The organism is Paenibacillus sp. 01T431, from assembly GCF_056398625.1.
Map to the genome: position 1 here is coordinate 211932 of NZ_JBFTPT010000008.1, position 14607 is coordinate 226538.

At 45.1% G+C, this 14607-nt stretch carries 13 protein-coding genes; 7 read left to right on the plus strand and 6 right to left on the minus strand.

Translation table 11 applies throughout. The annotated features are described in order from the left end of the window. Positions 1-30: 30 nt before the first annotated feature. Positions 31-1293 carry an MFS transporter gene (locus tag AC1DM9_RS16690; protein ID WP_441878219.1) on the minus strand — a complete coding sequence of 421 codons (1263 nt, stop codon included), beginning with the start codon at positions 1291-1293 and terminating at the stop codon, positions 31-33. Between the two features lie 137 nt (positions 1294-1430). Here AC1DM9_RS16690 and AC1DM9_RS16695 point away from each other — a divergent pair, with 137 nt between their 5' ends. Beyond that, entirely contained in the window at positions 1431-2033 is a 603-nt protein-coding gene (locus tag AC1DM9_RS16695; protein ID WP_441878217.1) for a TetR/AcrR family transcriptional regulator, read from the plus strand. Positions 2034-2132: 99 nt separating this feature from the next. On the opposite strand, the gene AC1DM9_RS16700 is transcribed toward AC1DM9_RS16695, so the two are convergent. Then, positions 2133-3632, minus strand: a complete 1500-nt coding sequence (locus AC1DM9_RS16700) for a DHA2 family efflux MFS transporter permease subunit (RefSeq protein WP_441878215.1) — start codon at positions 3630-3632, stop codon at positions 2133-2135. A 229-nt stretch (positions 3633-3861) separates the two neighbouring features. Here AC1DM9_RS16700 and AC1DM9_RS16705 point away from each other — a divergent pair, with 229 nt between their 5' ends. Continuing rightward, complete coding sequence (locus AC1DM9_RS16705; RefSeq protein ID WP_441878213.1) at positions 3862-4473, plus strand: TetR/AcrR family transcriptional regulator; 612 nt, start codon at positions 3862-3864, stop codon at positions 4471-4473. 107 nt (positions 4474-4580) lie between these two features. Here the strand turns inward: AC1DM9_RS16705 and AC1DM9_RS16710 are convergent, their stop codons facing one another. The 3 genes from AC1DM9_RS16710 to AC1DM9_RS16720 form a co-directional block, all read right to left on the minus strand. Beyond that, positions 4581-5078: a DUF2798 domain-containing protein gene (locus AC1DM9_RS16710; protein WP_441878211.1), complete on the minus strand. Its 498-nt coding sequence runs from the start codon at positions 5076-5078 to the stop codon at positions 4581-4583. A gap of 73 nt (positions 5079-5151) precedes the next feature. After that, positions 5152-5724, minus strand: coding sequence for a TetR/AcrR family transcriptional regulator (locus AC1DM9_RS16715; RefSeq protein ID WP_441878209.1), 573 nt, complete (start codon positions 5722-5724; stop codon positions 5152-5154). Between the two features lie 89 nt (positions 5725-5813). Then, positions 5814-7067, minus strand: a complete 1254-nt coding sequence (locus tag AC1DM9_RS16720) for a helix-turn-helix domain-containing protein (RefSeq protein ID WP_441878207.1) — start codon at positions 7065-7067, stop codon at positions 5814-5816. Between the two features lie 152 nt (positions 7068-7219). Between AC1DM9_RS16720 and AC1DM9_RS16725 the strand changes: the two genes are divergently transcribed. Next, positions 7220-7975, plus strand: coding sequence for an SDR family NAD(P)-dependent oxidoreductase (locus AC1DM9_RS16725; RefSeq protein ID WP_076266514.1), 756 nt, complete (start codon positions 7220-7222; stop codon positions 7973-7975). A gap of 185 nt (positions 7976-8160) precedes the next feature. Here the strand turns inward: AC1DM9_RS16725 and AC1DM9_RS16730 are convergent, their stop codons facing one another. Then, positions 8161-8907, minus strand: a complete 747-nt coding sequence (locus tag AC1DM9_RS16730; RefSeq protein WP_441878203.1) for a glycoside hydrolase family 16 protein — start codon at positions 8905-8907, stop codon at positions 8161-8163. Between the two features lie 147 nt (positions 8908-9054). On the opposite strand from AC1DM9_RS16730, the gene AC1DM9_RS16735 reads away from it, so the two are divergent. From AC1DM9_RS16735 to AC1DM9_RS16750, 4 genes are all read left to right on the plus strand, one after another. Beyond that, positions 9055-9975: an ABC transporter permease gene (locus AC1DM9_RS16735; protein WP_141500841.1), complete on the plus strand. Its 921-nt coding sequence runs from the start codon at positions 9055-9057 to the stop codon at positions 9973-9975. A gap of 18 nt (positions 9976-9993) precedes the next feature. Beyond that, the gene (locus AC1DM9_RS16740) at positions 9994-10878 is read left to right on the plus strand and encodes a carbohydrate ABC transporter permease (RefSeq protein ID WP_076266517.1); all 885 of its coding nucleotides are present in this window, start codon (positions 9994-9996) and stop codon (positions 10876-10878) included. A gap of 80 nt (positions 10879-10958) precedes the next feature. Continuing rightward, entirely contained in the window at positions 10959-12623 is a 1665-nt protein-coding gene (locus AC1DM9_RS16745) for an extracellular solute-binding protein (protein WP_477581138.1), read from the plus strand. Positions 12624-12767: 144 nt separating this feature from the next. Beyond that, complete coding sequence (locus AC1DM9_RS16750) at positions 12768-14606, plus strand: sensor histidine kinase (RefSeq protein WP_477581140.1); 1839 nt, start codon at positions 12768-12770, stop codon at positions 14604-14606. The last annotated feature ends 1 nt before the right edge of the window (position 14607 follow it).

Genomic DNA, 14607 nt, shown 5'->3' on the forward strand with positions numbered 1-14607 from the left:
ATTTTAAAGCGCACCTGCCCTTAAAATAATTCAAAGCGCCTTGCTTGCTGCAACCTTATTATTGGGGATTCGAAGCTTCCGTTTATGGGTCGTAAATAATATGAAGTACCCCAGCGTTACGAGGATACAGATTAGAATGTCAACGGCAATCAGGTTCTGATAACTCCCAAAATAATCGAAAGATAAGCCTCCGATTAATGCTCCCACTATACCGCCTCCCTGATGGAATAGAAGAAGGACTCCCGTATGTTTTCCTTTCCCTTTTGCAAATTCATTAATGACAAGGATTCCTCCGGGTACTGCGGTTAAATAAGTAATTCCAAACGCAATTGCAAATACAATGGGTGAGCTTCCCAAGTGCATGAAGAGGAAAATAAAACCCAAAATACGTATGCCATACAATATGGACATCATCATTAATTTATTGTATCGATCTAGAAAATAGCCGCAAAAGAGAGCCCCCGTAATTTCCATAATGCCAAGTATACTCATGGATAAGGCGAGCATGCTTGGTGACACTTCTGCCAACTGATGTATAGCTACCAAGTTCATTTCGACGGAACCCATATTAATACCGCAGGTAAACAGCGCAATAGCGACAACGACAAAGATAGGAAGATAGACAAATTTCTTAGGTGATGTTGTTACTTTAAGCGGTATATCATGCTCTACGACCTCTACTGGATGATCCGTTTGAGCTTTATTTATATTTTGCTGTTGAGAGCTCTTAATTCCAAGCCAAATAACAGGTAATGTCACAACTATTCCTAGGGCAAAAGAAGCCATAAAGGCATCCTTCCAAGTCAGCCATCCCGCGGATACGAAAATTGGCGTAATAATCGCTAATCCTACAGAGGAAGCACTCCCAAGCAGTGCCATTGCTTTAGCACGATGATGCCTAAACCATTCAAACATCAATATATAACTTGTCGTCAGCCCAATACCAGCTAAACCAGAGATTACACCATATCCAATGAAAAACAAGATAGGCTGGTTCCCTAACACGACAACGCCAGTACCCAAGGTACTCAAGACTGCACTTATAAACAATATCCTTTTTGCACCGTAACGATCTACAAGCCAGCCACCCAAAGGAGCGCATATCGCTGTAATTAATAAATTAGTCGACCATGCCATCGAAATAAATCCCCTGCTAATCTGTAAATCCATTGCTATTTGCACCTGAAAAAAAGACATGCTGAACCTGGTCAATGCACCAATAAATCCAATAATCCAAAGAGACCCTAATCCAATCCATGCATAGCTGGATTCCTTAAACCATGTTGTGCCCATTATCGTTTCACCCCTGCCGCTCATAAAAGATACCGTTCGGTATCTTTTATGATAACATAGATGTTATGTTTTGCAAGAGTGCAAATTCGTTTGATATACTACGTGTACAAATACAGTTACGTACGAGGGGGATGACGATGGAGAAAGGTGAAAAGACACGCCATTACATCATAACGAAAGCCGCTGAACTTTTTAACCAAAAGGGATATTCGGGCTCATCCTTATCTGATATAACAGAGTTGACAGGCATTAAGAAAGGCGGCATTTATCGTCATTTTTCCAGTAAAGATGAGATTGCATATGAAGCCTTTAGTTATGCCGGGCGTATTGTTGGGGCTCAGCTTGCTCATGCAATCAGTCAGCAGGAAACGGCCTCTGGCAAGCTGCTGGCATATTTAAATATATACGAGAAAGTCGTTGAAGCGCCTCCCTTCATCGGGGGCTGCCCCCTCCTCAACACTGCTATCGAAAGCGACGACAGTCATCCAGGCCTACGCGAGAAAGCCCAGCAAGCATTGCAAGGTACGCTGGAAGCCAAAAGAAAAATTATATCCGAAGGTGTGCAAAGCGGTGAGTTCAAAGAAGACCTTGATATAGAGGCGCTGGCTACCTTCTCCCTTTCCATCATGCAGGGCGGCATTATGATGAGCAAGCTTGAAGGCAATAATCGGCATATCCGGATGAATATTAAGAGCTTTGCTGCTTATTTAAAAACAGCATGCTTACGCGAATCCAGTTAGATGATTTCAAGCCAAAAAAGAGCCTCGTGAGTAGTCACGAGGCTCTTCTTAATAATTTGTAATGAGCAAACATTTAGGAAACTTGACTACCGTTATTCCTTACGCCTCAACAGCTGTTTTTCGGTTCAGAGCTATTTTAGTTTCTTCTACTTCCTCGGCTTGCCCTACACGCTTAATGAAGAAGGAAAGCACCAGACCTACTACTCCGATTCCAATGATGACAAGATACGCATCGTTAATACCTTGAATAGAAGCCTCCATCATAATATGCTCCTTCGAAAAATTAGCTGCGTCGCCTGCTGCAGAGATATCTAGAAGATGTGCCTTTGTCCGGCTAGCCATAACCGTAACAAGCAGAGAAGTACCTATTGCGCCAGCTACCTGCTTGATGGTGTTGGATATCGCAGTACCGTGCGCATTTAATCTTGCAGGCAGTTGGTTCAGACCCGCCGTAGTGATTGGCATCAGGAACATCGCCATACCAAAGCGCCGACCTGTGGACATCAGCACTAAATACGTATAGCTAGTCGAATCGGTCAGATTAACGAAGCCGATCGTTGTGATAATCGTAATAGCCATACCGATGATGGACAGCCATTTTGCTCCAAACCGGTCGAATAGCTTTCCTGTTATCGGCATCATTAGTCCCATTAGAAGCGCGCCAGGGAGCATAAGCAAGCCTGACTCCAAAGCGGTGTATCCACGTGCACTTTGCAAATAGAGTGGAAGCAGCATCATATCTGCATACATGACCATGGTTACAGCAATATTAATAATGGTGGTTAGGGAAAACATGCTGTATTTAAAAGCTCTTAGATCCAGAAGCGGATCCTTCGAAATCAGCTGTCTCCATGTAAACAAAATCAAGGCAACCACACCCGTAACAAGCGATGCAATCACTTCTGCGCTTGACCAGCCTTTGCTTCCAGCACTGCTGAAGCCATAAAGAACGGTACCAAATCCGACTGTTGACAGAACGACACTCAAAATATCAATTTTAGGATAGGTTCGTTCAGCTACATTTTTCAGGAAAATATAAGCAACTACAATAATGAGGACGACAATTGGAAGCATTCCATAAAACATCGTACGCCATGAATAATGCTCCATGATATAACCAGCGACTGCTGGTCCAATTGCAGGAGCAAAAATAATAGACAATCCAACCATTCCCATAGCAGCTCCGCGCTTATCCGGAGGAAATACGGTCAGAATAACATTCATTAACAGCGGCATAATAATCCCCGCTCCAGCGGCTTGAATAAGGCGGCCAGTTAGCAAAATGTCGAAGTTAGGCGCAACTGCCGAAACAATCGTACCAACGAGAAAAATGATCATGGAAGACTGAAACAGCTCACGGGTCGTAAAACGCTGCATTAAGAATGCAGTGATTGGAATAAGTACCCCGTTAACCAGCATGTATCCGGTTGTCAGCCACTGCGCTGTTGACGCCTCAATGCTAAAGTCAATCATCAACTCTGGCAGCGCAACGCTCATTATCGTCTGATTCAGAACTGCGATGAACGCACCCAGTATCATGACAAACAATAAGGGACCTTTCTTAATTGAATTACTGTCAAAAGCTAAACTTGTACTCATGATGTTCAATCCCTTCAAATTGTTCGTGAATTTAATAAACACTTTGTAGTATAATAAACTCAATGTAAAAGATTATAATTACATCGCGCCTAATTTACAAACTACAGATTTTTTGAAAATGTTTATTAGTTTACAGATCATTAGATTCTGTCGTCTATACCGAGAATAAACTACATAAATAACTATTCTTGTCGTTTAAATCATTTGTAGGGAAAGGAAATGAGTACCTATGTCAACAACATCACCGCGAATGGATCCACGTGTACTTCGCACGCGTCAATTGATTCGAGATGCCTTTGTAGATTTGCTGCAGGAGACGGATCTAGAAAAAATAACGGTGAATCGTATTGCGGAACGCGCGACCATCAATCGTGTTACTTTCTATCTTCATTACCGAGATATTCCGGAAATGCTTGAGAGATTATCAGACGACATGATTAATGAAATACATACTATTCTTCATGACATTCGAAATCAGCCTCGTTCTACTGATTTGGATTGGTCCATTCTGCTTAAAGTGCTCGAGCATATTGCTGAGAACTCTAAGTTTTATAAGGTTCTGCTCGCTTCGCAGCGCATACCAATCTTCACGGATAAGCTTTCGAATTTAATTGTTGATCTTATCACCAGCAGAAGAGAGTACCAAAACAACAACTCATCTAAACCGGCCGTAATCGTATCCAAAGATATTGCAATCTGGTACGGCTCCTCCGCCTTTATTGGTACAATTGTCTGCTGGCTTCGCAATGATATGCCTTATACGCCGCTTTTTCTCGCCAAGCAGCTTTCTCAGCTATTCCGTTTGCATCAAAATACGGACCAGCTCGTAGATCTGGAATAACTTCTCCGAAAACATAAATAAGCTCTCAGTAGAACTGATTCGTTCGACTGAGAGCTTATTTATGTTTTCAGTATTGTTGCTTTAAATGCGATATGGTTGCGAACACATCAACACTCCATCACCTTTTTGTCTTGGACAGCATGTAGTTTTACCATCGCTAATCGCGCAATGGGTTGAATGACTAAGCTCTCTGCAATTAGTACTATTAAGAAGTTTCTTGGCCAGTTGGTTAAGAAGTTGCTAAAAATTTCTGAACTTAAACCGTTTCCTACAATATGACCAATAAGCGTCATACAAGCTGACATTCCTAGTACAGTAAATAAGATACGGAACATAATTTTGGTATTAAAGCTGTCCGTAGGTTCAGTAAATTTATCAACCAATTTTTCGGCGATACGGCCAATAAACACAGGTTCCAAAATCATGACAATAATCCACATGATTGGTAACGTTTTAAGAATCATGAAGGCAACTTCTCCATTAAATTCTCGGGAAGCTAAAATTATATTTAATGACGTCATAAACAGAACGGTCAATGTACAAATAATTGCACCATACAACGCTCCCTCTTTTCCGTTTCTCGGCAATCTTGTTTCTAAGTTCATTCTTTTCTTCCTTTCAAAAGACATTTCTTTGTTTAATCATTCGATAAATACAGATCAGATACAGTCAACATAACTAATTTTCTGTATTAAAGGTCTTCAATACATTTGGCAACATTTTAGCGATCGTTTTTAAGGGAGCTGATGATTTTTGCGTTAAACAAAGCAGCATAGCACCTTCGATTGTAGCAGTCATCATCAAGGCAATAGCAGCAGCTGATTCATCAGAATAACCTTCAGCTATAAGTTTCACATAGTAAATATATTGAATATTTTCATACAGCACACTGCATGCTTTGCGGACAGGCTCACTCACTGTGGCCATTTCACTGACAATACTGCTAAATGTATAACCGGTAATCGTACCTTCTGTTTCTAAGTTGTGAATTAGTTTTTCGATCATGCCTTGTGTGGCTTCTATGGTTGATGGATACCTTCTAAAAATATTTTCGATATCTGTCGTAATGGCTTCGTTTAAAGCTTGCAAACAAGCAATTAACAGCTCTTCTTTACCATTTGGAAAATGATGATACAGCGCTCCTTTTGTAACGTTGCAGACTTTTAAAAGTTCATTCAGACCTACACTTTTGTATCCCTTTTGCTGAAATAGGACGGTAGCCTTCTCAATGATTAGCGATTTTGTATGCAATTTAAAACACCTCCCCCAAAACCATACCGACTGGTCTGTTTGGTATTATAACAAAATATTTATCCCCGATGTAAGTGTTTTTTTACACTTCATTCCGAATATTTTTGCGCCGGACGCCTTTCGCTCTTCCGATATGCCTTCGGCGACATTCCATTCCACTTTTTAAATACCTTGTTGAAATAGCTTTGATCGTTGAAGTTCAGCCATGCTGCGATATCGGTAATCGGGTAATCGGTCAGTGTGAGCAGCCTCTTCGCTTCCTCAATCCGTTCACGCTGGACATACTCGGAAATAGTCAGTCCAACCTCCTTCTTGAACAAGCTCGACAAGTAGTTGGGGCTAAGATTCGCACTCTCGGCTAGCCGTTCAAGAGTAATGTCACCGTATAAATGGTTAGCGATTTCGTGAAGACTATCCTGTATTGCGGGTGAGTAGTGACCCCGGCGAACCTCCGAGACCCGGTCAACGAAGTCGAACAGCACCTCGGTCATGATGGCGCTTATTGCTTGCAGCGTATCCTTCTCTTCCAGCTGCTGAATATAGAAATCACTCAGCGTAAACGCATCCTCCTCGTGCATTCCTCCTTCAATTGCAGCTCGGCAAATCAGGGCGATTCCCGTAATCATCAGGTTCTTCTCGCTTCGAATCCTGCTCCGCTTGGCCAGCACGCCAAACTCGTCCTCGGCAATAATGGATTCCATGACGAATGTTCTTATTCTCTCCCGCTCTCCGCTACGCACATAATGCAGCATGACACGCTCATGCGACAGGTTGGCGTGCAGCATACCGCTGCGACGTCTTCGCGACAGCTCAGCATCCGGCTCTTTCTTCTCCACAACCGGTTCCTGCATCGACATTGCATCCGCTAGAAGACTGATCGACGAATCAACGAGCTGCCTGCGAAGTACATAATAAATCATTCGGCTACATGCGGCTATGCGCTCCGTGGAGAGCAGCGCAATCTCTTCGTACAACTCCAGCAAATGCCTCCGGTTATCAATGGGGAGGGAGCTTATTGTCTCGTTCCATTCACCCTCTTGCGGCTTCTCATTCATGTACGGACCAACAACAAGCGTACCAGTAAGCTGGTTCTCATCCATCGCATTCACAAAAAAATATTGGAGACGTGATCGGGTAAAATGAACCGGCTGCTCTGCAGCATAAAGCGCATAAGCGTAGCCGGCTACCTGTTCACGAATGGATGTAAAGTAAGGATTAGAGTGAAGCGAACGGTCTACAAACTCCGCTTCAATTGTCCGACCCGGATGAATGATAAATACAGGGATTTCAATCACATCAGAGAGAAGCTGGCCAAAAACAACCAGCTCAGAGAGCTTATTCATACGAACCTCCATTGGGTACGATTAAGGTTAAAAAAGTAGAAGATAAGAAAGTACTACAAATCGTTGAAAAATACAATTTTCAAAAATGAAAGCGCATTACAATGAAGAAAGCAAAGATCCTTTGCTATTACACTCGAAAGGGATGAACTCATATGTTGGAAAATAAAATAGCTATCGTTACTGGAGCAGGGAGCGGCATCGGCCGTGCAAGCAGCTTGAAAATGGCCAGCAACGGCGCAACGATTGTCGCTGTTGATTTTAATCAGGAATCCGGTCAAGAGACGGTTCGAATGATTCAGGAACAGGGCGGCGAAGCCATCTTCGTACCGGCCGACGTGTCAAAAAGCGAGGATGTTCAGCGTTATGTAAAAGCAGCCGTCGATACTTACGGGCGTATCGATATTTTCTTCAACAATGCCGGCGTTGTACAGAAGTTCTCGAAGCTCGCGGATATTGATGAGAACGAGTTCGACCGAATTATGAACGTTAATGTCCGGGGCGTCTTCCTCGGCATGAAATATGTATTAAAGGTAATGGAGGAGCAAGAAAGCGGAACGATCATTAATACCGCTTCGACAGCTGGGGTCAAAAGTGAGCACAGCGCATCCGCTTATTCCGCAAGCAAGCATGCGGTTGTCGGCCTGACGAAAGGTGCGGCAATCGAGTATGTGAAAAAAGGTATCCGTATCAACGGCATTTGTCCAGGTGGTGTGGAAACGGCTCTGACGAAGAGCGTAGAACAGGCTTTCATGTCCGGTGGATATGTGCCAGAGGAAGTCGGAAATATGCGTATGGGCCGCTATGCTAAGCCGGACGAGCTGGCGGAGGTCGTCACATTCCTTGCTTCCGATCGCTCCAGCTACATGACGGGCTCCATCGTACTGGTCGATGGTGGGCTGACACTTTAAACGAATGAGAATGCGTCTTTGCTGAATTCAAACCGTTCAAAGTATACGCCAATAAGGTTCCCCCCATCCAGACTATAGTGAAAATAGGGCATCCCCAATACGGGTATGCCCTATTATTCTTGGCTTTACAGTTGTAACTCCGTCTACTCTTCTTCCCCCAAAAACGACCCCAAGCAGCTATTTTTTCAACTTTGATATAACCATATGTTTGAAACTGTCATGACCGCTGGCAGCGCTGTTTCATCCACCGCCACATTGTCATACCAGCCCCCAACAGCAAGGTTAAGCACCAAATAAAAAGGCTCGTCAAAGGGCATAATGCCCGGCTCCATAGGGCGCTCGGCGAAGCAATGCCCATCTACCAGCCACCTTATGGAGCCAGCATCCCATTCCAATGAATAATCACGGAATTCGTTAATGGTTCCCTGTTCAAGCTGGTAGGAGAACTCATCGGTAACCTTATGGTCCCAATCCTTCCCGTAGTGCAGCGTTCCGGATACTTGCCTCGGCAAGCGGCCTTTAGCTTCCATAATGTCAATCTCGCCAGAGGCAGGCCAAGGACCGTAAGCCTGATGCTGCGGGAGCAGCCATATGGCAGGCCATAACCCCTGTCCCACTGGCAGCTTTGCGCGAACGATAAGCTTTCCATAGCAAAAGGAGAGGTGGTCTTTTGTATCTATACGGGCCGAGGTGTACGCAAATTGCCGACCGTCTTTTTCAATGGCTTCACGTCGCGCGCATAGGTTTAGCCCCAATTCATCGATATATAGATTGCTAGCATGTTCGGTATAAAACTGCTGTTCCCCATTGCCCCAGCCCGGATCTATTGGTTTGCCATCGTTATCAAGCAAATCGTTGCCAAGGCGAATGTTCCATGCGCTCAAATCGGTGTTTCTATTTAAAAAATCCTGCTCCCATAAAAGCTTGCCCATCCCATGCACACTCCCTTCATTTATTCACAGCATACTTAATTTTGACGCCCAGTCAAACAAATCCAAAAAAATGGGATAGGGTCAAAAATCATGGCCTTTTTTTCCTAGGTCTATTTTCATACGATGAAAAGGAAGGGGGCGCAGAACATGTTTCAATACAGGACGGGACAAATAAAAACTTTTTTTAGGCAGTGGCAATTGCAAAGCATGGTAATCCCAGGCATTATATGGATGTTCATCTTTTGTTATATTCCAATGTTTTGGCTGATTATTGCATTTATGGACTTCAGTATCGCCAAGCCCATGCTGCAATCACCCTTTGTAGGGCTGAAACACTTTCAAGATTTTATTACGGATGACCGTTTTTGGCGCTCGATCCGCAATACTCTAGGGATGAGCAGCATCAAGCTGCTGCTAGGCTTTCCCATTCCCATCTTTTTCGCCCTGATGCTTAATGAAATACGGACGATTCGATTTAAGCGCACAGTCCAAACCATTTCATACCTGCCGCACTTTATTGCCTGGACCATTTTTGGCGGCATTATGCTCAATTGGCTGGGCGAGGGCGGTGTCATCAACCAACTGATGATGGCGCTCGGACTGCAGGATCGCGAAATTCTGTTTAATAGTGACGCTAAGTATTTTTGGTGGATTACCTATTTCTCCGATACGCTGAAGGAAACGGGCTGGAGTGCCATCATTTATATCGCTGCAATCGCTGGCATTGATCCAGGGCTATACGAAGCAGCGGAGCTCGATGGCGCCAACCGTTGGCAGCGGATGTGGCATATTACCATTCAGAGCATACGTCCTACCATCGCTATTTTGTTCATCCTCGCTGTCAGCGGGATACTCGGCAGCAACTTTGAACAGATCTTTATGTTGAAGAACAACATGAACATGAAGATGGCCGAAAGCCTGGATTTATACATCTATAATATGGGCTTGGTATCTGGGCGCCATTCCTTCTCAACAGCCGTCTTGTTTGTCCGCTCCATTGTGGCGTTAGGACTATTATTTTTAGCCAATTACACATCCAAGAAATTAACTGGCGACAGCATTTTTTAAGAAAGAGAGGGCAGGTACATGGAAAGACGCAGAAGATTGCGGCGAATTGGCGTATTTGAGGTGTGCAATGCGCTGCTGATGCTGGCAGTTTGCTTCATAACGCTGTACCCGATGTGGTTTGTATTTATAAATTCGCTTAATGCGCCGGAGCAAGCCATGCTTGGCACCGTAAACTGGTTTCCAAAGGAATTTTCACTAGCCAGCTACAGTGTTGTATTCAATGATAAAAGTCTAATGCACGGCTTCTACATCACTACGCTGCGCACGGTGATAGGAACAGCGGTACATGTGTTATTTACCGCCATTGTGGCTTATGGAATGAGCAAATCCAACTTAATCGGCCGCAAAATCTATCTCAAAATCGCCTTGATTACGATGTTGTTTTCAGGCGGCTTAATCCCTTCCTTTATTCTGATGACAAAGCTAGGCCTTTACGACAGCTTTTGGGTATTCATCATCCCGGCTATGTACACTTTTTTCAATATGGTTATATTCATGAGCTTCTTCCGCACCATTCCCGACAGCTTAGAGGAATCCGCAAAGGTAGACGGCGCGTCCGATTATGGCGTTCTGTTTCGAATCGTATTGCCTAACAGCATGGCCGTACTGGCTACCATATCGCTTTTCTCAGCCGTCTATCACTGGAATGATTATTACCAAGGCGTAATCTACATCCGCTCGCAGGATCAGCTGCCTATGCAAACCATACTGTACAAAATCATTGCGGAGAACTCCATGTCCTTCATGCAGCAGCAAGCCATGGCTCAATTCGGCGCAAGACTGCCTGGCAACTCCATCAAATTTGCATCGATGATGGTGGCAACGCTGCCAATTCTCGTGTTCTATCCCTTTATTCAGCGCTATCTGGTCAAAGGCGTAATGATTGGCGCGATTAAAGGGTAAGTGCTGTACGTTTCTCTAAGCGACCGTTAGCGAGACGTGTGGGACCTATAAAAAAACAGTAAAGAAAGGGTGTTCATGTCATGAAGCACAACCTCATCAAGCTAAGCATGGTAATCGTTTTAGCCGTAATTCTTACATTAGGCTTGGCCGCATGTACCAAATCGGAGAATAACGAAAACAAGCCGACTTCAACGCCTGCGGAAAGTACCGAGCAGCCACAAGGCGAATCAACGCCAAGCCCTGAACAGCCTGCTTGGCAGCTGGATACCAGCCCAGTCGAACTCTCGTGGTTCGTAGGTGCATCCTGGTATGCCCACAGCTGGGGAGAGAGCTTGACTTCCAAGTACGTAACCGAAAAAACAGGCGTCAATATTAAGCTCGAAGTACCTTCTGGCGAAGCGAACGAGCATATTACCTTGATGATGACCTCTGGCAAGCTGCCAGACTTAATTTCTATGGGCTCTTGGGAAAACGCTGTCAAGAAACTATGGGAAGGCGACCATGTATATGCTTTAAATGAATTGGCAGAGCAGTATGATCCCTACTTCTTCAAGGTCGCGGGAGACGGCACACTGAAGTGGTATCGTCAAGAAAATGGCAATACGTATGGCATTCCGAATGACTCCTATAGCCCTAATCTCATGCATGAAACAGGCATGACAGCCGCCAACCAAACCTTTTTGGTGAGAAAAGATCTGTATGAGGAGATGGGCAAACCAGATTTGAGCACGCCGGAGGGTTTTCTAAATGCACTGCAGCTGCTTAAGGATAAGTATCCCGAGTATAAAGGCCAACCGATTAGTCCCTTCTTTGCACAGGGGAATGTTCCTTATGGGATGAGTGAATACCTGCAAAATCTACTCGCTGTTCCGCATGAAAAAGACGGCAAAGTCTACGACCGCATTACCGATCCAGATTACCTCACTTGGCTGAAAACCTTCCGCACAGCATACGAGCGCGGACTGATTAATGTAGATTTCCTAGTGGACTCCGATACGCAAGTAGAGGAAAAAACGAACAACGCCCGCTACTTCATGATGATTCGCGAGTGGACGGGAATGACGGCTGTCAATCCGATGCTGGCCGCTAGCGGGAACCCGGATTCCAACTACATTGCAGTAGATGGACCGCAGAACAGCAAGGGTGATTCTGCAAAGCTGTTCCCTGGCAACATGGACGGCTGGATGGTTACAATGATCAGCAAATCGACTAAAAATCCTGAACGTGCTATCCGCTTCCTCACGTATCTGGCCAGCGAAGAAGGCCAACGAGATTTATTCCTTGGCAAGGAAGGCGAGACGTGGGAAATGGTGAGCGGCAAGCCTCAGCTGAAGGCTGAAATGGTGAAATTGCTTGAAACTGATATTGAAAAGTTTGAAAAGGAATACGGCATTATGGATACCTACTGGATGATGCGGAACCCTGTTATTATCAACCAATGGAGACCGGAGAAAGCTCCTGTCATTAAGCAAATGGAGGACTTCGCCAATGGGCAAGCCGATATTGACAGCGGCATCTACAAAGGTCTAGATCCACTGGGTGATTCTGAAGTAGCGGTAGCCTGGTCACGCATCTCTCAAAATTGGGAGGAAGTGCTGCCTGAGCTGATTACGGCTAAGGATGAAGCAGCCTTTGATAAAATCTTTGATAATTTTCTTGCCCGCCGCGTGAGTTACGGTTTCGACAAGGTGATGGAATATCGCCAAGCCGAGCTGGATGTACGAAAAGCAAAAATGGCGGAGTAATTACACCTATATCCTATTTACTGCCGGCTGCTGAAATGGTGGCCGGTATTTCCGACTTTACTTACACATTTGTAAGTAACGCCTTGTTACCTACCAGCCGGTTTGTAATATATGGTATATTACGGAGGTAGGGAGGGCCGTTAAATGAAGTATATGCTGACCAAAATGAGAAAGCTTTACCGCAATGCCCGCATATCCCAAAAGCTGTTTCTAGCCTTTAGCCTAGTCATTGCGATCCCTGCCATTTTGGTGTCCTTTTTATTTATCCGTATACAGGAAGCCCAGTTATACAAAGACGCTATGGCCACCGGCAGCAGCCATGTCGCACGGCTGAACGAACAGCTGCGCAGCAAAATGGACATGTTTGAAAACGCTTCCTCGACAGCGCTGACTCAAAAGGCATTCGTGGATTTTATCCACTCCAATATGCGCGGGGATGGCCTCCGCCTCGTAAAATTTAAACAAAATCAATTTGAGCAGATGCATAATATTATTGAAAGCCATGAGATGATCAGTGAGCTCAGCTTTTATGTCGATAACCCTAACCTGTTCGAAATTTGGCCCGAAATCTATCATTATGACAAGTTTTGGCCGCAGGATTATTGGGAGACCCTTCGAGATGAAGGCGGCGCAGCATACCGTCTGTTTGCTTTTAAGGATGGCGAGCATACGCTAGCCTATTATCGATTGGTACGGCTTCAGGGTCAACAGAACAAGTTTCCTACCATTATGGAAATTCGTGCCGAGCACAGCGTATTTTTCAACGACCTGCTGGAGGAGAGAGGAGGGGACTTCTTCTCGGTTGTCATGGACGGAACCAACCCTTCAAAAAATATATACAATCCGCAGCATCTATTTTCTCAAACCGCTGGGGAGGGGCTGAACAGTATCCTTAGCAGCATTCACCGGCAGCTGGACGTACTTCAACAGGATAGCCCCATGAAGGTCCAAGTAGGAGATCAAACCTACTACGCGCTTTATCGTTATATTGCTCCACTGAACGCTTATGTTGTGGATATTGCTTCCCATCAAGCACTGATGAAGGGTCCGCGCAGCTGGTATGCCTTTGTGGTAGTGATTGCTTTATGTGTGCTGCTGCTGATTATGCTGCTCGTTTCGCATACGACACGGCGTATTTTCCGCCGATTGGACAGCGTATTATCTTCTATGCGTCAGGTGCGGAAAGGCCAATTGGATGCGAAGATTAATATCGGCCTAGATGAACACGAGACCGGTGATGAAATCGATGAAGTAGCCATCAGCTACAACAAAATGCTGGACGAAATTAGTCGTCTGATGACGCAGGTGGTGGATAAGCAGCTCATTGCCAAAAACGCACAGCTGCACTCGCTCCATTCGCAGATCAATTCACACTTCTTGTATAACGCGCTGGAATCCATTCGGATGCTGGCGGAGGTTCAGCAGCAGCCTGCAATCGCCGATGCGCTCGTATCGTTAGGCTCACAGCTCCGCTACAGCATGCAGTGGCGAAGCGACACCGTTGCCCTCAGTGAGGAGCTCGCCAACATCGAAAGCTATATCAAATTCATTAACTTTATGGAGGGCGGCAGCATCGTATTGACGGCGGATCTCCCGCAGGAGGTGCTTCACTATGCTATTCCTAAAATGTGCATGCAGCCCATCGTTGAAAATGCGGTTCATCATGCGGCACCTTTAGGCGGCAGTGTACACATACAAATGACCGTACAAGTCGAGAATGACAGCCTATTACGAATTGAGATACGCGATGACGGTGCGGGTGTTGATCCGAAGATGCTGGCTAGCCTGCAAGCTGTGCTGAGCGGCGATTCAGATACGCCAATTGTGACCAGCAAAAACGGCCTCGGCCTCGAAAACGTGCATAAGCGCCTGCAGCTTCATTATGGCAAGGGCTGCGGTCTTTCAATTGACAGTGTGCAGGGCGCTTATACCTGTGTAACCTTACGTTTGCCTTGGGAAAATGTGAATCTTGGAGGATGGTAGG